The following is a 21,347-nucleotide window of genomic DNA, read 5'->3' on the forward strand; positions in this document are numbered from 1 at the left end:
CTTGGCGGGCGCGCAGCGCAATGGACCATTGAGATGACACAGAGGCAAGCTACCTCCTGGCACCGCGTGCTGCAGGCCGCCGTGCCGCGTTCGCTGCGCATGCGGCTTTTGGTGTTTCTGCTCGCTGCCATCGTGCTCGCGGGGGCGGTGCAAGGCGCGCTGGCCTACCGGGGCGCCCTGGCCGAGGCCGATGCGCTGTTCGACTATCACATGCAGCAAACGGCGTTGGCGCTGCGCTCCGGGCTGCCGGTGGATGCCCAGGGCAATACCCCGGGGCTTGACCCGGGCGACGAAAACCAGGAGTTCATCGTGCAGGTCTGGACCAACGAAGGCCTGCGCATTTTTGAATCGGCCCTGGATGCCGCGCTGCCGCAGATTGCGGTGCTCGGGTTCACCAACGTGAAGGCACGCGGTGGGACCTATCGGGTGTTTTCGCTGCAAACGCGTGCGCAGGTGATTCAGGTGGCACAGAACATGGCCAAGCGCCGCGAGATGGCCCGCACGCTGGCGCTGCGCACGTTGGCGCCATTGGCCGTCATGGCGCCGCTGCTGGTGCTGGTGGTGTGGTGGGGCGTCAGCCGCTCGCTGGCACCGGTCGAGCGTGTGCGCCGCCAACTGGCCCGGCGCCAGGCGGACGACCTCTCGCCGGTCAGCGACGTGCAATTGCCCGACGAAGTGCAGCCTCTGGTGAGTGAGCTGAATCTGCTGTTCGAGCGCGTGCGCCGCGCCTTCGATGCCCAGCAGCATTTTGTGGCCGATGCCGCGCACGAGTTGCGTTCGCCCCTGGCCGCGCTGCGCCTGCAACTGCAGGGCCTGCAGCGTGCGGGAGACGATGCCACGCGCGCCGCCGCGATTGAGCGGCTGGCGGCGGGTATCGACCGCGCCACGCGCCTGATCGAGCAACTGCTCACGCTGGCGCGGCAAGAGGCCGGCACCCCCGCCACCACCGAGCCCGTGGATCTGCACGCCGTGGCGCAACTCGCCCTGGCCGATGTGGCCCCCGCCGCCCAGGCCCGCCGCATCGACGTGGGCCTGCTCGACTCCGACGCGGCCACCGTGCCCGGCAACGCCGAGGCCCTGCGCATGCTGGCGCGCAACCTGCTCGACAACGCCATCAAGTACACGCCGCCTGATGGGCGGGTGGATGTGCAGGTGCGCGTTAGCGGCGGCCAGACCGAACTCACGGTCGAAGACAGCGGCCCCGGCATTGCCCCTGAGCACCGCGAACGTGCAATGCAGCGCTTTGTGCGCGTCACCACCGAAGGGGCTGTGGGCAGCGGCCTGGGCCTGGCCATCGTGCAGGCCATTGCACAGGCCCATGGCGCCATCGTGCGGCTGGACAGCTCGCCGCGCCTGGGCGGGCTGCGGGTGACCCTGGTGTTTACGGGCGGTACGCGGTGACCTGGCTGGCCGTGCTCTCCGGCCTGGGGCACACCATGCTGGTGATGGCGGGGCTGCTGGTGTACGTGCTTGCCACACGCATAGGGCACCAACGCCGCAACCCCTCTGCCGCCGTGGCCTGGGTGATCGCCATGGCCGCGCTGCCGTATCTCACGCTGCCGCTGTTTCTGCTGATTGGCACACGCAAGTTTGCGCGCCCGCTGCGGCGCACGCGGGGGGTGTCCGATCTGCCCGCCTCCCTGATGCCCGCCACTCTTGCTGTGGCGCGCGCCGGCCCCCCGCCCGCCGCCGAGGCGACAGGCCCTGCGTGGGCCACACAGCTGTTGGCATGCATGGAGCTTGCCCCTGCGGTGCGCAATACATCCATCGCGTGGCATGCCGATGGCGCCATGGCGTTGCAGGGGCTCATGCGCACCATCGACAGCGCAACGCGCAGCCTTGACCTGTGCACCTTTGTGTTTGCCAACGATGCCATCGGAACCCAGGTGGCCCAGGCGCTGTTGCGTGCAGCCCAACGGCAGGTTGTGGTGCGCGTGCTGGTGGACGCTGTGGGCAGCCTGCATGCTGGCGCCAGCACGCTGCGGGCGCTGGAGGACGCGGGTGTGTCGGTGCGGCGCTTCATGCCCCTGTTTCACAACCCCATGCGCGGCCGCACCAACCTGCGCAACCATCGCAAGCTGGTCGTGGCTGACCAGCACTACTTGTGGAGTGGCGGGCGCAATCTGGCCATGGAGTATTTTTTGGGCCGCCCCGGCCAATCGGCCTGGATCGACCTGAGTTACGAGGTCTGCGGCCCGCTGGCCATGCAGGCCACCACGCAGTTTGACCGCGACTGGGCGGCTGCCAGTGGTTTGCCGAGTGCCGCTGTACGCTCCGAAGTGGATGGGTACGTGCGCCCGGGCGGGGCACAAGAGCCCACAACGCCCCAAGCCGTGGTCCCTGAGCCTGGCCACGGTGCGCTGGCCCAATGGGTGCCCAGCGGCCCCGACCATGCCGACGACACGGTGCACACCCTTTTGCTGGCCGGGGCGTATCACGCGCAGCAGCGGATCGTTGCAGTCACCCCTTATTTTGTGCCCGACGATGCGCTGCTGGATGCCTGGTGCCTGGCCTGTCGGCGCGGTGTGCAGGTCACGTTATTGCTGCCGCAGCGGTCCAACCACCGGCTGGCAGACTGGGCGCGCGAACGCGCCTTGCGGGCGCTCGCGGCCGCAGGCGCGCAGATATGGCTGGCGCCTGCCATGGTGCATGCCAAGGCCATCCTCATCGACGACGATTTTGCGTTGTCGGGCTCGCTGAACCTGGATGCGCGCAGCCTGTTCCTCAACTACGAAGCCATGACAGCGTTCTATGGCGCCACCGATCTGCGCTGGCTTTACCGCTGGTGCGACGAACAGATGGCCAAGGCCAGCCCCTACCAGGCACACCAACCCCACTGGGTGCGCGACGTGGCAGAGGGCGTGGTGAGGGCCGTGGCTTTTCAGCTGTAGCAACCCGCGCCGCGCAATGCCCGCAGGTGCGCAAGGCGTTGGGGCTGTAATCAGTCGGCTGGGAGTGCCTGGTCCAGCGGCACGCGCAGCCCGGTCTTGAGGCTGGCCAGCGCGACCGATGTTCTGAACCGCTTGATGTTGTCATCGCCCTCAAACAGCCGCCGCGTCAACGCCTCATAGTCGGCCATCGACGCCACTGTCACCACCAGCAGGTAGTCGGCCTCGCCGGTTACGCCATAGCACTGCTGCACGGCGTCTTCAGCGGCAATGCGCGCGCGCAGTGGGGCGGTGCGGTCGGGGCGTTCGTTTTCCAGGTGCACTTCCAGCACGATGGTCAGGGGTTTGCCCACCTTGACCGGGTCGAGCACGGCCACGTTGGCGCGGATCACGCCGCTGCCCTGCAGCCGCTGGATGCGCCGTTGCACCGCAGGCGCAGACAGGCTCACCGCCTGCGCAATCACGCGCTGGGGCGTGGTGTTGTCGGTTTGCAGGATGTCGAGGATCGCGAGGTCAAAACGGTCGAGCGCAGGGGAAGGGGGCATGGAATTCATCCGCAGGGTGAGCGAAAGTTGCGTGCGGGGTGGTTAATTCGAGCAAAAACCACGCGGCACCCGCACTATATTTTCACGCATGACTTTCTCTCGTTTTCACCGTTTTTTTCCGCTGCTGGCAGTTTTTGCTTCGGTCACCGCCCTGGGCATTGGAACCTCGTGGGCCAAGCACGGCTTGTTTCCGCTGGTGGGCGCACAGGGCACCACGGCCGTGCGGGTGGGTTTGTCGGCCGTATTGATGCTGGCGCTGTGGCGCCCGTGGCGCTGGCGCCTGGCGCGGGCCGACGCGATGGCCATCGCCTGCTATGGCGCCGCACTGGGCGGCATGAACCTGATGTTTTATATGTCGCTGCGCACGCTGCCTTTTGGCCTGGCGGTAGCGATCGAATTTTCGGGGCCGCTGGCCGTGGCCATTGGGTCGTCGCGTCGCGCGATGGATTTTGTCTGGGTGGCGCTGGCCATCGCCGGGCTGGGCATGCTGCTGCCATTGGGTGTGGGCCCCGGGGCGCTCGCCGATGCACTCGACCCGGTGGGGGTGCTCTACGCGTTGTCGGCGGCGGTGTTCTGGGCGCTGTACATCGTGTTTGGCAAACGCGCCGGGCACCTGCATGCGGGGCATTCGGTGTCGCTGGGCCTGCTGGTGGCGGCGCTGGTGGTGGTGCCGGTGGGTGTGGTGCATGCGGGTGCGGCGCTGCTGTCCCCTGCGGTGTTGCTCACCGGCCTGGCGGTGGCGGCGGTGTCCAGCGCCATCCCGATCTCGCTCGAAATGATGGCCCTCAAGCGCCTGCCCCAAGAGGCCTTCGGCATCATGATCAGCATGGAGCCCGCCGTGGCTGCCGTGCTCGCTATGGGCCTGCTGGGGGAGCACCTGAGCATGGTGCAGTGGCTGGCCATTGGCTGCATCGTGGCGGCGTCGATGGGCAGCGCGCTCACGGCACGGCGGCCCCTGGCAACCGCAGCGCAGGTGCCACAGGGGGTTTGATGTTTTGATAAAAATGGCTGCTGGCGCTTGCTGATAAAGCGCTATTAGCTATTAAAATAATAGCATTCAGGGGCGTGCCGTCCTGGCTGCCTGCATCACCAGGGCCTCTCGCCGCACCACCCACCATGCCACTTGCGCCAGCCAGCCCACGGCCAGCAGCGCTGCCGCTGTCACCAGCCAGGCGCCGAGGCGGGCCTGGTCATCGAGCAGGTAGGCGTTGCACAGGCGCAGCGGGCTGTCGATATACAACTGCCCCACCACGGCGGTCATGGGCAGCATGTTGCCCAGAAAGAAGCCCTGCACCACCAGCCCTGCCGCCCGCCAGGACAGCCGCAGCCCGGCGCCGGCGAGCAGCAGCGCGGCACACTTGGCTGCTTCGACAGGCGCAGACACCAGCACCAGGTCGAGCACGCGCGGCACCATCAACACGGCCAGCGCGGCGCCAGCGCCCACCAGACCGCTGATGCCATAGGCGTTCCAACGAGCCACACGGGCGCGTGCTGTGGGCGGCAGCACCGCCACCAGCCAGGCCCCGGCCAGCATCCACAACGGAAACTGCAGCACCATGTGCCGCCACATGCTGGCGGTGAGCCATTGGCGCACCGCAGGCACGAGCAACAGCCCTAGCAGCGCAGCGCCTACCCACGCCTGGCGCTGGGGCGTGGTATGCGCCCGTATGGCGGAAATGGTGGACATGGCGGCCACGGCCGCGCGCAGGGGGCGCGCGCTCACAGCCGTCCCCCTTGGGCCAGGTGGCGCGCAAAGTCCAGCGCCAGCTGCTGCTCGGCCAGGTCAAACACCCGCACCAGGCGGCCCTGCGCGTCCAGCACCAGAAAGGCCGCGTTGTGCTCGTAGTCGCCGCGCCCGTCGGGCACCACCACCACGCCCAGGCGCTGCAGCAGCGCCTGCTGCTGTGCCACATCGGGCACGCGCACCCAGTTCCACACCAGCGGGTCGGCCTGCAAGGTGCGCGCGTAGGCCTGCAATACGGCGGGGGTGTCGTGGGCGTCGTCAAAGCTGATGGACAGCAGGCGCACGCCTGCGTGGGCACCTGCAGCGCGGTCGGCCAGCAGGGCGGCTTGCAGTTGCTGAAAGCTGCTGCCCAGCGACAGGCACACCGTCTGGCAGCGCGTGTAGATGAAGTCCACCAGGGTCACACCACCGCCTTGCGCCAGCAGTGCGGGCAGTGGTTGCGCGGCCATGCCGGGCCCGTCCACGGTGACGGGCGGCACGGGCACGGGGTGCTGCGCTACCTCCAGGCGGCGTGCGCCTTCGGCTGTCCAGATCTGGAAGTCATGCGTCAGCCAGGCGGCGCTGGCGTACCCGGCCAGTGCCAGCAAACAGGCCAGCAGGGCGGTGCGCAGCATGGCAGGTGGGCCTTTCTTCTTGTGCGTGTCTGCGCGGTGGCCCGGCGCGTCAGGCGGGTTTGTCCGCCAGCGCCTTCAGGGCCGCACCGCCCTCGAACGGCGTGGTGCGGGCGCTGCCGGCTTTGCGCTCTTGCTCAAACAGGGTAGAGGGCAGGGCCTCGGACTTGTTCGACCAGCTGCTGCGGATGTAGCTGGCCACGGCCGCCAGTTCGGCGTCCCCCAGTTGCTGGAACGACGGCATGGCGCCGTTGTAGGTGGTGCCCGCCACGCTGATCTCGCCGTTGATGCCGTGCAGCAGGATATTGGCCAGGGTGCGCGCATCGCCCCGCACCCATTCAGAACCATCGAGCGGTGGGAAAACGCCGGGCAAGCCCTTGCCCGTGGCCTGGTGGCAGGCCACACACTGCGCGGCAAACACGGCCTTGCCGTCCACGGCCGCCCCGGCGGCGGCCGGCACGGGCCCCGACAGGTCGGCCACGGTGCGGCGGTCGCCCAGGCCCGCATTGCCAAACGGCTCGGAGACAAAGATATACACCACGCCAAACAGCACCATGGCCAGCGTGACGGCGACAGCAGCCAGGGGCACGGGGCGGATACGCTCCTCGGGTTCGGCGTTTTCGCGCTCCTGCGCCTGGTGGGAGGTGTCGGGTTTGGGGGTCATGGGGGCCTCTTACGGGGATCAGGATGCCGGCGTTGCGGGAGCGGGCTTTGCTGCCGCAGGAGCCGCCTGCACGGTGGGTGGCAGCACCGGGTAGGTGTGGTTCAAGCCCTGCAGATACTTCACCAGGTCCAGCGCCTCGGGCCGCGCCACCACCACCTTGCCAAACGGCGTCTGGCCCGGCGGCAGCTTGACGGTCTCGTCGCCCGGCTCAGCGGCGTCCTTCACTTCAAACAGGTACGGGTAGGACGGCATGATCGACCCCGGGACATACGCACGCGGCTGGTACAGGTGGCCCAGGTGCCAGTCCTTGCTGGGCTGGCGCGCCCCGATGTTGAACAGGTCGGGCCCGGTGCGCATGCTGCCCAGCAGGTGGGGCTTGTCGTAGAAATAATCACCCGGCACCGACGCCCGGCCCCAGCCGCGCTCGCCGTCGGGGCCCAGGTTGCGGTCACGGGGCTGCTGGCTGTGGCAATACACACAGCCATTGGAGATATACACCTGCCGCCCGCGCAGCTCGGCGCTGCTATAGGGCTTGAGGCCTTCGGGCGGCGTGATGTCGCGCACCTGCAGATAGGGCAAAACCACCAGCGCGGCTGTGGCGACGGCCAGTGCCACCATGGCACCGGCAGCGAGCTTGACTTCATTCTCCATGTGCGAGCTCCAGGGCCTTGGTGGGCCGTGTGAACAGCGCAGCGCCCGTGCGGGTTGGGCCAAAGCGCAGCGCCATGGCCAGGAAATGGCCGACAAAAATCAGGTGGCTCAGCACCATCAGCGAACCCCCCACACTGCGCCACTGCAGGTACGGAATCGTCACCGCCACCGACTCCATGAACGGCCTGGACGCATCCAGCATGGCCAGGCCCTGCAGCCAACCGCCAATGGTCAGCCCCACGAAGTAGATGCTGATGCCCACCACCGCCAGCCAGAACTGCAGCGTGATCAGGCGCGGATAGGGCCACTCCCAGTGCAGCACCCGCGGCAGCATGAAATAGATGGCGCCAAACAGCACCATGGTGACAAAGGCATAGGCCCCTAGGTGGGCATGTGCCACGGTGAAATGCGTGAAGTGCGCCACCTGGTTCACGCTGCGCAGCGCCTCCAGCGAGCCCTGCAGCGACGACAGCATGTACATGAAGCCGCCAAACATCATGAAGCGCAGCGTGGGCGACTGGCGCGCCAAGTGCATGCGGCCCCACATGGTGCCGGCCATGTTGATGGTGAACGCCGCCACGGGGATGATCATCATCATGCTCTGCACGATCGACAAGGTGGTCAGCCAGCCCGGGATCGGCCCGCCAATCAGGTGGTGGCCGCCCACCTGGCCGTAGAAGAACGCCAGCGTCCAGAACCCCAGAATCGACAGGTTGTAAGAGCGCACTGGCCGCCCGATGATCTTGGGCAAAAAGTAATAGATGGCACCCACGCTGATCGGCGTGAACCACAGCCCCAGCACGTTATGCCCATACCACCAGTTGGTGGTGGCCTGCTGCACGCCCGTGTGCACGCCGGGCAGCTTGCCGATGATGAACAGCAGCGCAATCCACAGCAGCGCCGCCACCATGTACCAGACGCTCACATACAGCGACTCGACCTTGCGGTTGACCAGCGTGTAGAGCACTGGGCCGATGATGCAGATGAACCCGGCCACGATGAAGATGCCGATCTGCCACGGAATCTCCAGGTATTCCATGCCGTCTGTCCAGCCCGAGCCTATGGCCCCAATCGCGCTGGCAATGCCGGTGTTGATGAGCGCGCCGCCCAGCATCACCCACATGGCGCCCACCAGGTGCGTGCGCAGCAGGCGCGGCAGCAGCCAGATGATCACGCCCAGCGCGGCATTGGTGATCCAGCCATACAGCACCGCTGTGAGGTGCACCGTGCGGATGCGCCCAAAGGTCTGCCAGGCCTCGCCCACCAGCCAGTCGGGCATGTGCAGCTTGAGCGACGCCGTCAGCCCCGCGATGGACCCGAGCACCAGCCAGAAGCAGGCAAACGCAATGAACATGAACACCGGGAACGCGCTGGAGTGATCGGCCGCTATGCGCGTGCGCAACTCGTCCGGGTCGGCCACATGCTCGCCTTCGCCCGGCCCGGCCGCAGCGCCCGGCAGGCGCTCCTGGGCATTGCCGTGAATCGCCGGGTCATCCACCTTGCCCAGTTCACCCGGCGCAAAAATGATCGACGCAGCCCGGGGGTTCTCCACCAGCAGGCCCTTGCGCATCGACCAGATGAAGACAAACAACCCCATGATCGAGAGCAAAAACGCCCCCAGCAAGCTCAGTATTGCACTGTCCATCGGTGGGCTGCCTTTCCTCTTGGGTGCGCGCGCTGCGCACGGGTTTATTGATGCAATTCAATATGCCACCCAACTATTTGTGGCATTCAAATGTGCGCTGCATTCTAAGATTCATTTTTGGTGAATATTAAATTTCAGCCCCAAGCCCATGCTCCCGCCAGTGTTACCCGGCAAGGCGGATTAGAAATTTGAACAAAAACAACCGCTGGCGCAACAGTGATAAGCGCGAGTAGCTCTGTTTTTTTGTAGCAATGCGATGGACGGTGCCAGCCGTTGGTGGCTGGGACGTGTGGGCTATGCGGCTGCCCAGCTTTCGCCCAGCGCCTGCGCCTGCTGCAGCACCAGCTCTACCGCTGCCGCCTCCAGGTCGGGCGGGTATTTGTATTTGCGCAAGATGCGCTTGACCATCAGGCGCAGCTTGGCCTGCACGCTCTCGCGTTCGGCCCAGTCCACCGTCAGGTTCTTGCGCAGGTTGTCCGTCAGTTCGTGCGCGATTTTTTTCAGCGTGTCGTCGGTCAGCTCGCGCACGGCGGCTTCGTTGTTGGCCAGCGCGGTGTAAAAGCGCACCTCGTCTTCGGTCAGCCCCAGCTTGTCGGCCAGGCCGTGCGCCTCGCGGAATTGGCGGGCCATGTCCAGTAGCTCTTCCATCACCTGCGCGGTTTCAATGCTGCGGTTCTGGTAACGAGCGATCACCCCACCCAGCAGCTCGGAAAACTTCCTGGCTTGCACGAGGTTGCTGGCAAAGCGGCTCTTGATCTCGCCCTCCAGCAGGCGTTCCAGCAGCTCCACCGCCAGATTGCGTTCGGGCAGCGCGCGCACCTGGGCCAAAAAGCCTTCGTCCAGCAGACCAATGTTGGGTTTCTCCAGCCCCACTGCGTCAAAAATATCCACCACGCTCTCGGACACCACCGCCTGGCTGATGATCTGGCGCACCGCCAGCTCGCGCTGTTCGTCAGTGCGCTGCTTTGCGGTGATGTCGCGCTTGGTGAGAAGCACCTTCACTGCCTGCATGAAGGCCACTTCCTCGCGCACCGCCTTGGCCTCGTCCAGCGTGCAGCTCAGCGTGAAGGCCTGGCTCATCGCCAGGGCCGTGTCGGCAAACCGCTTCTTGCCATCCTGCCCAGCCTGGCGCGGCAGGCCCAGCACGTGGTTGGCCGCACCCGCGAGCACGCGGTGGCCGCCCGTCAAAAAGCCGCTGTAGTCAAACCCGTGCAGCAGGGCGCGCAGCACGTCGAGCTTTTCCAGCACCACGCTGAAGGCCTCGTGCGCGTCCACCGTGGGGCGGCCCCGGCCTTGGGCAGCGGTGTATTCCTTCATGGCGGCTTTGAGCTCATTGCCAATGCCGATGTAGTCCACCACCAGGCCGCCCTGCTTGTCTTTGAACACGCGGTTCACGCGGGCAATGGCCTGCATCAGGTTGTGGCCCTTCATCGGCTTGTCCACATACAGCGTGTGTACGCAGGGCGCGTCAAAGCCGGTCAGCCACATGTCGCGCACGATCACGATGCGCAGTGGGTCGGCTGGGTCTTTGAAGCGCTTTTCCAGCCGCTTCTTCACCTGCGCGCTGTAGATGTGTGGGCGCAGCAGGGCCTTGTCGCTGGCACTGCCGGTCATCACGATCTTGATGGCGCCTAGCTCGGGGTCGGCGCTATGCCACTCGGGGCGCAGGCGCACGATCTCGTTGTACAGGTGCGCGCAGATGTCGCGGCTCATGCTCACCACCATGGCCTTGCCGCGCTGGGCGGTGTTGCGCTCTTCAAAATGCGCCACCAGGTCTTGCGCCACACGGGCCACGCGGGGCTCGGCACCCACCACTTGTTCCAGCGCAGCCCAGCGGCTTTTCAGGCGCGACTGCACGCTTTCTTCTTCGTCCTCGGCCAGTTCGTCCACCTCGGCATCGATGCTGGGCAGCTCGTCGGCCTTCAGGCCCAGCTTGACCATGCGGCTTTCGTAGTAGATGGCCACGGTGGCGCCATCCTCTTTGGCCTGCTGCATGTCATACACGTGGATGTAGTCGCCAAACACCGCGCGGGTGTCGCGGTCGGTGCCGCTCACCGGGGTGCCGGTAAACGCCACAAAGGTGGCGTTGGGCAGTGCATCGCGCAGGTGCTGGGCGTAGCCCACCTGGTAGTGTTCCCGGGTGGGCTCCACCGTGTTCGCTTCGGTGCCTGCCCGGTAAACAAGCCCTCGAAGTGCTGGACAAGATCGAAGCCATCAGCGGCGGCCGCGAGCTGGTGTTCCCCAGCCCGTACTACCCCAGCAAGCCGCTGAGCGAGAACACCTTCAACTCAGCGCTTGCGCGCATGGGCTACAAGAGCATCGCCACAGCCCACGGGTTCAGGGCCTTGTTCTCGACCGTGGCCAACGAACACGGATGGAATCCGGATGTGATCGAGCGGCAGCTGGCGCACCGGGAGCAAAACGAAATCCGTGCGGCCTACCACCGGACCACGTATATAGCTGACCGGACGAAGTTGATGCAGTGGTGGGCGGACTATTTGAATGGAGAGCGGTCAGCGCGACGGTGATATCCGAATGCTCAGCAAAGCACCGGCTAAGTTCAGTGCTTATGCCCATGATGCAAATCAGGCACATGCGGGTGCTTGTGTACCAGTGCCGTGTGCGTGTGACGATGACTGTGAGCCCCTTGGGGCATGGGCTCATGTCCGTGGTCGTGATGACCATCGTTGTGCATATGGGCATGCTCATGCTCCAGGGCCTCATGCGCGTGGGCGTGGTCGTGAGACTCAACCAAGTGCAAGACCACCCCGGCCAGCATGAGTACACCTCCCAGGACCAGCAGCACAGACGCTTCGCGCTCCCCAAGTCCAAAAGCACCAAGTGCTCCAATAAACGGAGCGAACGCGAACACGGAGCCCGTGCGCGCTGCGCCGAAGGTGCGCTGAGCGAGCAGATAGAAGCGCAGGCTCAGACCATAGCCAGTGGCGCCAATGCCCAGCAGCACGCCAGCCGCAAACAGGCTCGGCATAGGCTCAGCGAACGACACAGCGAGCAGGACGGTCGCTACGACGCCCAGACTTGATTTCGCAAGCACTACCTGTCCGGGGTCACGGTCAGCCACAGCGCGCGACAAGGTGTTGTCCACGCCCCATGCGGCCGTTGCCACCATGACAGCAGCCAGGCCCAGCAGTTGCACATTTCCCTGCAAGCCTTGCTCAAGCGCGAGGAGCACACCACCGGACAGAATGGAGGCCATGGCCAGGACAACGCGTCTGTCGACCGTCTCACCGTAGAGGCGCCAAGCCAGCAAAGCGGTGAACAAGGCTTCAAGGGTGAGCATCAGAGACGCGGAAGTACCGCTGGTGCGCTGCAGGCCCCATACCAGAGCGACGGGCCCGATGACAGCACCGAACAGCGCCATGGCCAGCAGGCGACCGGCATCACTGCGCTGCAGTTGCGCTTCGCGCTCTTTGGGGCGGCGGATGAACAAGGCCACGAGGCCTGCGCCGCCATAGAGAAGCCCTGCCGTGGTGAACGGTCCGAGGCCCCGGCCCCACAGCTGGACAAAGGGTGTGCTCAGCCCAAAAAGGGCGGCCGCCAGCAGCGCCAGCAGACCGCCCCTGAGCACGGGCGAAAGCGACCCGTGTGTCATCACTTACTGGCCGGTGAAGTTCGCGGCAATGAAGTTACCCGGATGCGAGAAGAAGACATACAGATTTTGCTTCGTCTTGTCGGTGGCAGTAGGGTTTGTGAAAGTGGCTTTCCACTCCTTTCCCTTCTTGCCATCCACCAGTTCCAGCGTCCCGAGCTTGGCCGACTGCCAGGAGCTTTCCAGTTTGCCTGCCTTGACCAGCGCATCGCGGCGCTGGGTCGCGCAGTCAGTGACGACAGATTCCGTCGCAGGAGTTTTGCCATGGAAGTGGCAGCTGCTGCCTTTGTCGGCAAGGGCCATCGGGCTGAAGGATTGCAGGGCTACAAGGGTGGCGGTGAGGATGATTGCTTTCATGATGAGTCCTTGGTTGGATGTTCGGGGATTGAGGGGCAAATTGACAGGTCAGAGTCCATCGCGGGTTTTGTCTTCCGTGTTCTCCACGTCCATATCCTCGTGGGCGTGCCGGTGCTCTGCAGCAGGGAATCGGAAGTTGTCAGGGTGGCTGTCGTGCTGGTAGCCGTGCAACTGCGTGAACAGGAGGTACACACCGCCGTAGAACAGCGCCAGATTGGCCGCGTAGCTGATTCGCTTGAACGACGGCCGATGTCGCCACAGCGCCAGAGCACCCACCATGACCGTGAGCGCAGCAATCTGCCCCAGCTCGACGCCCACATTGAAGCTCAGGATGCGCCAGAGCATGGCAATCGGGTCGTCACCCAGCGGCAGCTGCTGCAGACGCGTAGAGAGGCCAAAGCCGTGCAGCAAACCGAAGCCGAATACCGCCCAAAGCAGGTTCGGTGATTCCATCGCGAAGTGCTTCTGGAACCCGCCATTGTTGTCAAACGCCTTGTACATCACGCTAAGCGCAATGATGGCGTCCACCAAGTAGTAGTTCCAGGTGATTTTGAAGTACGTCGCGAAGATGAGGGTGATGCAGTGGCCGATGGTGAAGACGGTCACGAATTTGGCCACATCCCGAAACGTCGTCAGGAAGAACACCACGCCGAACAGAAACAGCAGATGGTCGTAACCCGTCAGCATGTGCCGGGCCCCCAGTTCGATGTAGTGGAAGTAGCCAGCGTTTAGCATGCGCTGCTGGTCCTCGGCGGAAATGCCGTGGGCAAGCGCGAGCAGGGGCGAGGCACCCAAGGTGAGAGCAAGTAAGCGTCTCATGGAGAAGAAGTTCATGTGTGAAATGAAAGAGGGTTGACGACGCCACGCGCACGAGAGCGAGCCATTGAGGCTCAGTACATGCACGGCATGGCATGCCCGTGAAGACGGGCGACTTATCTGGGATTGGTCCGCTACGGCAATCGCGAGCGGAGAGTCGCGCGGACCTTAGGCGGTAGCGCTGGGAGGGCGCAGCAATCCGTCGAGGAAGACAGTCGGTGGCTCAGAAATGAAGGCATGAGGTGGCGCGCTCGGCATTGAAGCGAACCCTCCATCGACAATGAGAGCTGTCAATCCGATGGGCTGAAAACCATCGTCCACATGAAAGTGCGGCGCGGTGCTTTCGCTGTCAGAGGACAGATGCAGCGAGTCGTCGTCGTGGTGATGATGGTCGATGTCTTGGACATGGACTGTCATGTGAGCAAGCTGCTCACTCTGCGCGCCAATGGCAAGGGGCGACAGCCACACCACCGTCTGCATGAGCATGACGGTGATCAGCAGGTAGACCTTCAGGATGCGGCGCATGAGTGGAGTATAGAAGTACATCCCAGGCAAGAGAGCAGCCCCCTGGAACGTGCCGACCGCTCCCGCCCACAGCTGGCATCCTGGCTGCGGCCATAGGGTCAGGGACAGTCAGCACCGATGAATGATCTTGACCGGGACGACCCTCGCACCAGCTACCACGCAAAGGGGTGGCGCGCAGTGGAGACCCCGCCTCGCCTGCCCGCTAAATAGCCCTATTCTGACGACACTGGCGAAGCCCATGAGCGCGAGGCCTGCTGGGGCTTGGAGGGCGTTTTGGTGCTGTAAAAAGACGACGGGAATTGACGGTTTTTTACGAGACACTCAGACCCAGAGGGGGCGGTGGGTTACGTGACGTCCTTGTCGTGGTGACGCGGCAGAATTCGGCCATTTTCGGCCACTCATGAATGACGGCTCCGGGTACATGGAACACGTTGTTTGACGCATCAACGATCCTCTGGAATTGAGCAGAAGTGCGATGATCGGCAGACAAACCCGACCACTATATCGAGGGAGACAGCAAGTATGAGAACCGTTTATGCCACAGCACTTAAGGTCGGCAACCAATCCGACGTTTCAGCCTCACTGAACTACGTCGGTCGCTGGATACAGGACTGGTACCTTCGTCAACGCCTCTCCGTCGACGTTTTTCAGAGCCTGGGGGAAGGCGACTTAGCTGTCACACCCGCCGAAGGGCACCAGCTCTCCATTCAGCATCACACCACCAAGGACGCGCCCGACGAACAACTGGTAGACCTAAGGTGGACCTACCCAGACCAATACGACAAGAGCTTGGGATGGGTCATCACCTTATCCCTGCTCAGGCAAGGCGATGGGCTGCTTCTGTCGCTGGAGTTGGCCGTGATCGGCTTACAGCTGGTGATCGCGCCCGCAAGTATCAAGCTCGGCTCGCCTCGGCTCATCCGCGACATCGCTCGTCTTCGATCTATACGCCTTGACGGCTACCCTTACAGTTTGACGCCCGAGCTTGTCGATGCAGAGCACGTCGAGTTGTTGGTGAGCGAGCTTACGGACTCGACTCGCCCGTATCCCATCGTTCTTGTGTCGAGGCGCGTGCAGGATGACATGCCATTGTTCAACTCAAACGAGTTAGCCGAACGTCTTGCCGGCGTGGCCAAGGTCTACGAATTGGCCGACAAGTGGGCAGCCTTCAGACTGACTGAAGAAGTCGGAAAAACTTTGACATGCTTTGGCGGTGCTGTTCGCCTGTACTGGCCTCGTTTCAATGTCCAGTCTGACCCGTTCACGCACCCGCTTTGGATGCCCTGGCAGTTCAAAGATGCTGATACCACCGAGCGCACGCTCGGCCAACTTAGCAACATTGTCTTTGATGCGGCGGCCTTTAGACATGTGGAGCCCCTCGCCATCTCGCGAATTCGCTCGACGGCGGAGCGAGAGGCTCGTGAGGCGGCTCGCAACAGCGGAGCGAAGTCTGAAGACGAACTCATCGAAGACCTAATTACGATGGAGCAGAAACTCAAGAAAGTAGAGGCTACCAATGCGGAGCTGCTGCAAGAGAACAAGACCTTGCGCGAAAACACCGCGGCCCTAGTTGCGCATACCACTTGGAAGGCCCTGACTCCTTCTATCTTGCAAGCGCCAGACGCCGTCGCCGAGCCAGAGGCCCTGACGAGCGTTGTAGAGGTCGTGCGACAGACAGAAGCCATATCCAAGAATGTCCGTTTCTTGCCGTCTGCTCATTCTTCCGCCGCAGCCTCCCCCTACAAGCATCCAGAACGCGTACAGGAAGCGCTTACAGCGCTGGAGGAAGTAGCGTCGATCTGGGGCGAGACTATCGAATTAGGCAAAGCTAATGGCTCCATTCGCCAGCTTTTCAAAACGCGAGGCTTCGACTATGCCGATGATGTATCACAGACATCTAAGGGCAAATGGAGCAGCGAGTACACCGCAACCTACAACGGCCAAGAACTAGACATCTCGCCACACATCACCCTGGGTGCGAAGCAGCCCGACACATGTCTCTCAATCCACTGGGCTTGGCACAAGGACGAAAAGGTAGCGGTGGTAGCGCACGTGGGGCGCCACAAGACCAACACCAAGACATAGATTGTCTCTGCTTTCGGAGGCTGAAATAGCGGGCTGCAAAGTCCGGTCTTGGTCGAATCCCACCCAATAAAAAAGCCCCGACATCACTGCCGGGGCTTTTACATTTCAGCACCAGGGCCTGCCCCTGGCGTCATTCATCGAGGCACTCAGGCCGCAGCGCTGGCCTCCGCCCGCAACTGCCGCACCTGCATCGGACTGAGGAACTTACGCCCCTCAAACGCCCCCAGCTCCAGCACACCCAGTTCAGCCACCTGTGGCTTTTTCTCCGCCTCCGGCCGCGCCAGCGCCGCCGCCTTCAAGCTGTTCCAGATGAACCCCATGCGGTAGCCCTGCACGTCGCCACTGAGCTTGTCGATGCCCGAGGCCTCCGGCGCATGGGTCACCAGCGCCATGGCCCGCGAGAGCTTCTCTTCGCAGTCCGCCAAGGCCTTGAAGGCTTCGAGCCGCGCATAGGCGGTGTAGGCCCCATCGTGGGCATCTGCAAAGGCCGAGGCCGCACTCGATGCACCCGCTTGGATGTCCAGAGACGTGCGCTCCGAATCCGCCAGCGCCGTGCGCAGTTCCTCCGCGATGGCCAGGGCATCGTTCTTGGTGAACAAAGCCGACTGCACCGCCTTGGTCTTCTCGTAGTTCGAAGCTGCGAGCAGCTGCTTGAATTCGTTCGTGGCCGCCTCGGCCGCGCCCTCATTGGTGGCGATCTTCTCGCGCAGGTCCGCATGGCGCACCAGCAGCTGCGCATAGACCTTGCCCGCCCCCTCGGTGTGCGCCTTGCGGGCATTGGCAAGCCGCTGCATTGCCTCATTGAATGCGGCCTGGGCCTGGGCCAGCTGAATTTGAATCGGGGTCTTTGTGGTCGTCATGGTGGTGATTCCTTTCAGCAATCGGTGAGCTTGATTTCTGCGGTCTGGGCCTGGCCAGAGTCGGTGCTGAACTGCAGCGACAGCTTCTGATCGGCGGCGGAGAACTCCCCGGTGATCTTGTGCAGCGCGCTGCGCGCCTGGGTGTACTCCGACAGGGCGGATTCGAGCTTGCGATTGGCAGACACATAGGCCGCGCGGGCCTGGGTTTCGTTGGCGAACATGGTGGATCTCTTGAAAGTAAAAGGGCGTTGAAGAAAGAAGAAACAAAGGAACAGCGGACAAACAGATGCAGGGGCCAGGCGCTCAATCGGCATCGAGCCACTCGATAAACCCGGTCTCCTGCAGATGGCTGCGCGCCACATGCCGGGTCGCTGGTGAGAGCTTGCCGATGAGGGCCCGCAACACCGTGCGCAAAACCTGCAAACGGACCGCCAAGGGCTCATGCTTGGCACGCAAGGCCGTTAGCTCTGCGGCCTGCGTCTCGCAGCGCTTGCGGGTTGCATCGAGCTGCGTGCGCAGCGCCTGGGCGTCGTCGCGCAGGGCAGGGACGGGCAGAGGCAAGGCCAGCGACCCACCCGTGCGCAGCGCCTGCAGCTCCGCCTTGCGTTTCTCGCGGTGCCTGCGCTGGCGCTCTGCACCGGACATGGCCACCTTGGGCGCAGCCGCTTGGGGTGATGTGGTGCGCTGGTTCATAGCGCCCCCAGCTCCAGCGAATGCGGGTGGAAGAAGTGGCAGTGCTGCAGCACGTCCGGTGCAGGCATGAACCAGGGATTGACCCCGGGCATCTGTCCACGCTGGGCCACCGCACAGTTCCCTTTGCGCTGCAGGTGCATGCAGTCCCTGCAGCGATGGCGCTCGTCATCAATGAACAGCGCGCCACGCAACCTCAGTAGGGCCACAAGGCCCGCGCGGTGGTCGCGAATGGCCACCCGCTGGTCAGGGCGCAAGCTGCTCGCGGGCGAGACCTGCAAGGCTCCGGTGTCCGTCACGGTCAGGGCCAAACCTGCGGATTCGAGGGTCTGCAGAATGCCCCGGGCGGCCGTGGCCAGGGCCTTGTCGGCATCGGTCAATCCAGCGTCAGCGCAAAACGTGGACGCGCCATCCGCTGGACAGAACCCACCAAAGCCCACCAAACCCACCACGGCGGGCTCGCGCGAATCGACGTCAGGGAAAATCGTGGTCGGTCGATTCGCTGGCAGAAACCCACCATTTGCCACCAAACCCACCAAGGGTGAAGTTGGCGCGGTCATCACTCGAACACCTCCACGTCATCCGCCGTAGCTCCATCGCTGGCGCGTCCATCGGCCTTCAAACTCCCACCAGAAGGCACCAAACCCACCAAACGGCCCCCTTGGGCACCTGTTGCGGGCGCCTGTTTGGTGGGTTTGGTGCCAATTGGTGGGTTCTGGCCAGCGGATGGCGCGTCCTGCATCGGCTGTTGTACATCGCCCCCGTTGGTGGGTTTGGTGCCAATTGGTGGGTTCAGGTCAGCGAATGGCGCGTCCTGCATCGGGCCTTGCGCATCCGCATCCAAGGGATTGGCGGGAGTGGATGAGCGCAGCTGAGAAACGGCCCAATGCAAAACCCCCGCCCGCAGGCCCACACGCACAAACAGCTTTCCGGCCACGATGCGCCCGGTCATCCGCTCGATCCAGCGCCCCAGCATCCGGGAGTTCACACGGCCAGACTGCCCGGCAATGTCATCCACCGCGCTGCCCAGGCGGTCGTCGGTATCGGCACGGCGAATGACTGTGGCCACTGTCGTCTGCATGCTGCCAAACGCCGCATGCCAAGCCTCCAGCATCGCCGCGAGCTTGGTTGTCTCGGGGTCTTGCTCGAACGCCCTGGCAGCGGCCTCCATGGGGTCCGCCAAGGTCGGCAGCTCAGGGTCAGCAGCCTGTCGCACCAGCCCCGCCAGCCAGCACAGCGGCTGCCGCACCAGATCATCCCAATGCTCAAAGCTCGCCGTGCGCCCCTTGGCCACCTTGGGCCGCCCGGCCGTGATGTAGGCCCGCACGATGGTCAGAGCCGCCACCACATACTGCAGGCGCTCATTCGTGATCATCTGCGCGGGGTCGAACGCAAAGTCCCGCGTGTACGGCTTCTCGCTCTGCGTATCAATCCGAGCCGTCAGCACCCGGCGGCAGGTGTCCGAAGTCATGCGCAGGTTGTTGCCCGTGGCGATGAACAGCGCCCGGTTCGGCAGCGTCATGGTCTCGCTGCTGCCCAGGATGCGGTCGGCAAAGGTCGGGGCCGTGAGGAACGCATCCAGGGATGCAGAGCCCAGCGGCTCACGCACGTTGTCCCACAGCACCACGCGCTGCCCTTCGCGCAGCACGGCGAACAGGCGCTTGCGGGTTTCTTCGTCGGTGTCTGCTGGCGGCAGGATGGCCGGGTCACTTCCCATCGCCAGGATGCCGATGCAGCGCGCGAGCAAGGTCTTGCCGCTGCCAGCGGCCGGGGCGTCCAGGCCGATACCGGGAGCGGTTGGCAGACTGGCCCGCAACGCGGCCGACAGCAGCCCATGCAGCACCACACCGCGTGCCACGTCATCGACCAGCGGGAACAGCGCGAGAGGCCGCCAAAGGAACCGCAGGGCCGCGAGTGCGTCCGCAGGCGTAGGACTGCTGGGCACCTTCGGTGGGTTGGGATGCTCGCTGTAGAACAGCAGGCCGGAAACGTCATCGTGGCCAGGGCGATCCAGAATGCTCCCATCGAGCCGCAAGGTCGGTGCCGTGACCACGGCCACCAGCTTCTTAAACCCCCGCTCGCCATGCTTGGCCAGGATGGCGCGCGCCACGCCCAGCGGCGCGTCTTCGGCGCCTTCCTCGGTCTGGTCATCACCGGCCGAGTCCTTGCGCTTGCGCACCGAATAGAAGTCGCACACGCGCCCCATGTGGTCGGTCAACCAGTCCGGTGACACCGGCCGCGCCTTGCCCTCGCTGACATAGGCAATTGCGCCCTCGCCGTAGTCGAACAGCTCCCCGCGCGACTTCAAAACCGACAGAACCGCATCGGTCGTGGCCACTCGCATGCCCCGGCCAATCTGCACCCGTGCCGATTGCCGCATCAGCTCAAAGCGCATGCCGCCATGGCGGTGCGTGTAGAGGTAGGGCCGCTGGCCGCTTTTGAGATTGACGACAGCCACGCGGCGGTCTTGGTCCGGGTCCAGTGGGTCCGCGAACTGCGCGTTGTGCCAGCGGTCCGGGGCGTCGAGGATCTCGCCCACGGAGACCGCTTCACCCTCCGCCGATGTGAGCATGAAATGCCCCATCAACACGCGCTTCTCGCTGGCCCGCACCAGCACGTCCCGAGCCTTCTCCAACGGTATGCCGCGCCGCATCGCAAGCGATGGCGCCTTGGCATTGGCCCAGCGCTCGCGCTGCGTGGCGCATTGCCCGGCGATGGCCTCGCGCTTGGCCCGCTTCATGTGCTGAACCTGCTTGCGCGTCTCGCCATCGCATTCGATCAGGCCCAGGTCGAATAGGGCGGAAGGATCGCCATAGATGCGCGCAGCAGCGCCCGGCCGGTCCAGGCCATCGAGCAGCACCGGCGGTGCACAGAAGTCCAGCCGCTCGGGTTGCCACACCGTCGCATCAATGAGGGACCGTTCGAGCGCTTGTCCCGCGCGGCCGACTTCATACCAGCCCTGGCCAAAGGCCCACAGCAGCGTGAACAGCGTCTTGCCCGCATCGGGAATGCGTGAGGCATCACGCACAGGGATGTAGAGCCGATGGCGGTCCAGCCCGGAGAGTGCGCGCCCATCGGGCGCCTGCACACCCGCAGAGCAGCTCGGGCGCCAGAGCATGGGCGCATCAGCCAGCGCGGGGCAGGCATCGATCAAGCGCTGGCGCAGTTCATCGGCGTTCAGTTCGCCATTCGGGCAGCCGTCATGGTCCAGCATCAGAACGCCCGGCCCTCGCGGAAACGCGAAGTGCTGGCGCGTGCGGGAGATGGCCCCCTGAACGCCATTCACTCCCTCGTCCACCTGCGCATCGCGTTCGGCCAAGATGGCGGCCTGTTCCTGCGCACAGATACCCCAGCCCACGGCCTGGGCCGGGTTGAGCTGGTCCAGTGCGTTGGCCAGCTCTTGCAGGCCCGACACGCGCACACACTGCGCGGTCCCGGCCATCATCGAAGCGGCGGCCTGTTTGTTCAGCGTGCCATCGCGGTTCAGGCTCAGCACCTTGGTAAGCCGTTCGGGCTCGGTGGAGGTGAACACGGTGAACTGCAGCGCCGGGGCGCGGGTTGGTGCTGCCGTTGGTGCCGGGGCCTGCGTGCTGGTGTCGTTGTGTGCCGCGCCCGTGCTTGTGGCGTTGGCCTTGTTCTTTGCCATGGTGATTCCT

Annotated in this window: 21 protein-coding genes and 1 pseudogene; 6 read left to right on the forward strand and 16 right to left on the reverse strand. The window is 64.4% G+C overall.

Annotated elements, in window-relative coordinates; genetic code table 11:
• Nucleotides 1–33 precede the first annotated feature (33 nt).
• The gene (locus KI609_RS04765; RefSeq protein WP_226447643.1) at nucleotides 34–1,401 is read left to right on the forward strand and encodes an ATP-binding protein; all 1,368 of its coding nucleotides are present in this window, start codon (nucleotides 34–36) and stop codon (nucleotides 1,399–1,401) included.
• On the forward strand, nucleotides 1,398–2,891 hold the full coding sequence (locus tag KI609_RS04770) for a phospholipase D-like domain-containing protein (protein ID WP_226447645.1): 1,494 nt from the start codon (nucleotides 1,398–1,400) through the stop codon (nucleotides 2,889–2,891). Before KI609_RS04765 ends, KI609_RS04770 begins: the two co-directional genes overlap by 4 nt.
• Before the next feature lie 50 nt (nucleotides 2,892–2,941).
• Here KI609_RS04770 and KI609_RS04775 read toward each other — a convergent pair whose 3' ends face one another.
• Entirely contained in the window at nucleotides 2,942–3,433 is a 492-nt protein-coding gene (locus KI609_RS04775) for an Lrp/AsnC family transcriptional regulator (RefSeq protein WP_226447647.1), read from the reverse strand.
• A gap of 88 nt (nucleotides 3,434–3,521) precedes the next feature.
• On the opposite strand from KI609_RS04775, the gene KI609_RS04780 reads away from it, so the two are divergent.
• A complete protein-coding gene (locus KI609_RS04780) occupies nucleotides 3,522–4,424 on the forward strand; it encodes an EamA family transporter (protein ID WP_226447649.1) in 903 nt (300 codons plus the stop codon).
• A gap of 66 nt (nucleotides 4,425–4,490) precedes the next feature.
• Here the strand turns inward: KI609_RS04780 and KI609_RS04785 are convergent, their stop codons facing one another.
• Genes KI609_RS04785 through KI609_RS04805 form a run of 5 tightly spaced genes read right to left on the reverse strand, consistent with a single transcriptional unit; the run spans nucleotide 4,491 to nucleotide 8,748 of the window.
• Nucleotides 4,491–5,156 (reverse strand): hypothetical protein, encoded by a 666-nt coding sequence (locus KI609_RS04785; protein ID WP_226447651.1) that lies wholly within the window; start codon nucleotides 5,154–5,156, stop codon nucleotides 4,491–4,493.
• A complete protein-coding gene (locus tag KI609_RS04790; protein ID WP_226447653.1) occupies nucleotides 5,153–5,791 on the reverse strand; it encodes an SCO family protein in 639 nt (212 codons plus the stop codon). The genes KI609_RS04785 and KI609_RS04790 overlap by 4 nt, the downstream gene beginning before the upstream one ends.
• A gap of 49 nt (nucleotides 5,792–5,840) precedes the next feature.
• Nucleotides 5,841–6,452 carry a c-type cytochrome gene (locus KI609_RS04795; protein WP_226447655.1) on the reverse strand — a complete coding sequence of 204 codons (612 nt, stop codon included), beginning with the start codon at nucleotides 6,450–6,452 and terminating at the stop codon, nucleotides 5,841–5,843.
• A gap of 18 nt (nucleotides 6,453–6,470) precedes the next feature.
• Nucleotides 6,471–7,103: a cbb3-type cytochrome c oxidase subunit II gene (locus tag KI609_RS04800; protein WP_226447657.1), complete on the reverse strand. Its 633-nt coding sequence runs from the start codon at nucleotides 7,101–7,103 to the stop codon at nucleotides 6,471–6,473.
• On the reverse strand, nucleotides 7,093–8,748 hold the full coding sequence (locus tag KI609_RS04805; protein ID WP_226447659.1) for a cbb3-type cytochrome c oxidase subunit I: 1,656 nt from the start codon (nucleotides 8,746–8,748) through the stop codon (nucleotides 7,093–7,095). Before KI609_RS04805 ends, KI609_RS04800 begins: the two co-directional genes overlap by 11 nt.
• Here KI609_RS04805 and KI609_RS04810 point away from each other — a divergent pair.
• Entirely contained in the window at nucleotides 8,699–8,872 is a 174-nt protein-coding gene (locus KI609_RS04810; protein WP_226450608.1) for a hypothetical protein, read from the forward strand. The genes KI609_RS04805 and KI609_RS04810 overlap by 50 nt on opposite strands.
• Before the next feature lie 170 nt (nucleotides 8,873–9,042).
• Here the strand turns inward: KI609_RS04810 and KI609_RS04815 are convergent.
• Nucleotides 9,043–10,896 (reverse strand): annotated as a pseudogene (locus KI609_RS04815) (type I restriction endonuclease subunit R); the annotation flags it as partial.
• 44 nt (nucleotides 10,897–10,940) lie between these two features.
• Between KI609_RS04815 and KI609_RS04820 the strand changes: the two are divergent.
• Complete coding sequence (locus KI609_RS04820) at nucleotides 10,941–11,276, forward strand: tyrosine-type recombinase/integrase (protein ID WP_226447661.1); 336 nt, start codon at nucleotides 10,941–10,943, stop codon at nucleotides 11,274–11,276.
• 32 nt (nucleotides 11,277–11,308) lie between these two features.
• Here the strand turns inward: KI609_RS04820 and KI609_RS04825 are convergent, their stop codons facing one another.
• The 4 genes from KI609_RS04825 to KI609_RS04840 all read right to left on the reverse strand — a co-directional run bounded on the left by KI609_RS04825 (nucleotide 11,309) and on the right by KI609_RS04840 (nucleotide 14,056).
• The gene (locus tag KI609_RS04825; RefSeq protein ID WP_226447663.1) at nucleotides 11,309–12,361 is read right to left on the reverse strand and encodes a DMT family transporter; all 1,053 of its coding nucleotides are present in this window, start codon (nucleotides 12,359–12,361) and stop codon (nucleotides 11,309–11,311) included.
• 3 nt (nucleotides 12,362–12,364) lie between these two features.
• Complete coding sequence (locus tag KI609_RS04830) at nucleotides 12,365–12,715, reverse strand: DUF6488 family protein (RefSeq protein WP_226447665.1); 351 nt, start codon at nucleotides 12,713–12,715, stop codon at nucleotides 12,365–12,367.
• A 48-nt stretch (nucleotides 12,716–12,763) separates the two neighbouring features.
• The gene (locus KI609_RS04835; RefSeq protein ID WP_226447667.1) at nucleotides 12,764–13,534 is read right to left on the reverse strand and encodes a HupE/UreJ family protein; all 771 of its coding nucleotides are present in this window, start codon (nucleotides 13,532–13,534) and stop codon (nucleotides 12,764–12,766) included.
• 165 nt (nucleotides 13,535–13,699) lie between these two features.
• Nucleotides 13,700–14,056: a hypothetical protein gene (locus tag KI609_RS04840; RefSeq protein ID WP_226447669.1), complete on the reverse strand. Its 357-nt coding sequence runs from the start codon at nucleotides 14,054–14,056 to the stop codon at nucleotides 13,700–13,702.
• Nucleotides 14,057–14,578: 522 nt separating this feature from the next.
• Here KI609_RS04840 and KI609_RS04845 point away from each other — a divergent pair.
• Nucleotides 14,579–16,141 (forward strand): hypothetical protein, encoded by a 1,563-nt coding sequence (locus tag KI609_RS04845; RefSeq protein WP_226447671.1) that lies wholly within the window; start codon nucleotides 14,579–14,581, stop codon nucleotides 16,139–16,141.
• Nucleotides 16,142–16,287: 146 nt separating this feature from the next.
• Here KI609_RS04845 and KI609_RS04850 read toward each other — a convergent pair whose 3' ends face one another.
• From KI609_RS04850 to KI609_RS04870, 5 genes are all read right to left on the reverse strand, one after another.
• Nucleotides 16,288–17,001, reverse strand: a complete 714-nt coding sequence (locus tag KI609_RS04850; protein WP_226447673.1) for a hypothetical protein — start codon at nucleotides 16,999–17,001, stop codon at nucleotides 16,288–16,290.
• Nucleotides 17,002–17,015: 14 nt separating this feature from the next.
• Nucleotides 17,016–17,222 carry a hypothetical protein gene (locus KI609_RS04855; RefSeq protein WP_226447675.1) on the reverse strand — a complete coding sequence of 69 codons (207 nt, stop codon included), beginning with the start codon at nucleotides 17,220–17,222 and terminating at the stop codon, nucleotides 17,016–17,018.
• An 82-nt stretch (nucleotides 17,223–17,304) separates the two neighbouring features.
• Entirely contained in the window at nucleotides 17,305–17,694 is a 390-nt protein-coding gene (locus tag KI609_RS04860; RefSeq protein WP_226447677.1) for a hypothetical protein, read from the reverse strand.
• Complete coding sequence (locus KI609_RS04865) at nucleotides 17,691–18,251, reverse strand: hypothetical protein (protein ID WP_226447680.1); 561 nt, start codon at nucleotides 18,249–18,251, stop codon at nucleotides 17,691–17,693. The genes KI609_RS04860 and KI609_RS04865 overlap by 4 nt, the downstream gene beginning before the upstream one ends.
• A complete protein-coding gene (locus KI609_RS04870; RefSeq protein ID WP_226447682.1) occupies nucleotides 18,251–21,337 on the reverse strand; it encodes a hypothetical protein in 3,087 nt (1,028 codons plus the stop codon). The genes KI609_RS04865 and KI609_RS04870 overlap by 1 nt, the downstream gene beginning before the upstream one ends.
• Between the last annotated feature and the right edge of the window lie 10 nt (nucleotides 21,338–21,347).

It is taken from the genome of Acidovorax radicis (assembly GCF_020510705.1).
GTDB classification, from domain to species: domain Bacteria; phylum Pseudomonadota; class Gammaproteobacteria; order Burkholderiales; family Burkholderiaceae_C; genus Acidovorax; species Acidovorax radicis_A.

What these genes read in the sequence shown, in the direction of transcription:
- KI609_RS04800 (WP_226447657.1), bottom strand. Translation starts at nt 7,103, where the DNA reads ATGGAGAATGAAGTCAAGCTCGCTGCCGGTGCCATGGTGGCACTGGCC.
- KI609_RS04835 (WP_226447667.1), bottom strand. Translation starts at nt 13,534, where the DNA reads ATGAGACGCTTACTTGCTCTCACCTTGGGTGCCTCGCCCCTGCTCGCG.
- KI609_RS04870 (WP_226447682.1), bottom strand. Translation starts at nt 21,337, where the DNA reads ATGGCAAAGAACAAGGCCAACGCCACAAGCACGGGCGCGGCACACAAC.
- KI609_RS04810 (WP_226450608.1), top strand. Translation starts at nt 8,699, where the DNA reads ATGATCGAGAGCAAAAACGCCCCCAGCAAGCTCAGTATTGCACTGTCC.
- KI609_RS04825 (WP_226447663.1), bottom strand. Translation starts at nt 12,361, where the DNA reads ATGACACACGGGTCGCTTTCGCCCGTGCTCAGGGGCGGTCTGCTGGCG.
- KI609_RS04780 (WP_226447649.1), top strand. Translation starts at nt 3,522, where the DNA reads ATGACTTTCTCTCGTTTTCACCGTTTTTTTCCGCTGCTGGCAGTTTTT.
- KI609_RS04855 (WP_226447675.1), bottom strand. Translation starts at nt 17,222, where the DNA reads ATGTTCGCCAACGAAACCCAGGCCCGCGCGGCCTATGTGTCTGCCAAT.
- KI609_RS04805 (WP_226447659.1), bottom strand. Translation starts at nt 8,748, where the DNA reads ATGGACAGTGCAATACTGAGCTTGCTGGGGGCGTTTTTGCTCTCGATC.
- KI609_RS04790 (WP_226447653.1), bottom strand. Translation starts at nt 5,791, where the DNA reads ATGCTGCGCACCGCCCTGCTGGCCTGTTTGCTGGCACTGGCCGGGTAC.
- KI609_RS04795 (WP_226447655.1), bottom strand. Translation starts at nt 6,452, where the DNA reads ATGACCCCCAAACCCGACACCTCCCACCAGGCGCAGGAGCGCGAAAAC.
- KI609_RS04840 (WP_226447669.1), bottom strand. Translation starts at nt 14,056, where the DNA reads ATGCGCCGCATCCTGAAGGTCTACCTGCTGATCACCGTCATGCTCATG.
- KI609_RS04850 (WP_226447673.1), bottom strand. Translation starts at nt 17,001, where the DNA reads ATGACGACCACAAAGACCCCGATTCAAATTCAGCTGGCCCAGGCCCAG.
- KI609_RS04865 (WP_226447680.1), bottom strand. Translation starts at nt 18,251, where the DNA reads ATGACCGCGCCAACTTCACCCTTGGTGGGTTTGGTGGCAAATGGTGGG.
- KI609_RS04845 (WP_226447671.1), top strand. Translation starts at nt 14,579, where the DNA reads ATGAGAACCGTTTATGCCACAGCACTTAAGGTCGGCAACCAATCCGAC.
- KI609_RS04830 (WP_226447665.1), bottom strand. Translation starts at nt 12,715, where the DNA reads ATGAAAGCAATCATCCTCACCGCCACCCTTGTAGCCCTGCAATCCTTC.
- KI609_RS04765 (WP_226447643.1), top strand. Translation starts at nt 34, where the DNA reads ATGACACAGAGGCAAGCTACCTCCTGGCACCGCGTGCTGCAGGCCGCC.
- KI609_RS04860 (WP_226447677.1), bottom strand. Translation starts at nt 17,694, where the DNA reads ATGAACCAGCGCACCACATCACCCCAAGCGGCTGCGCCCAAGGTGGCC.
- KI609_RS04775 (WP_226447647.1), bottom strand. Translation starts at nt 3,433, where the DNA reads ATGCCCCCTTCCCCTGCGCTCGACCGTTTTGACCTCGCGATCCTCGAC.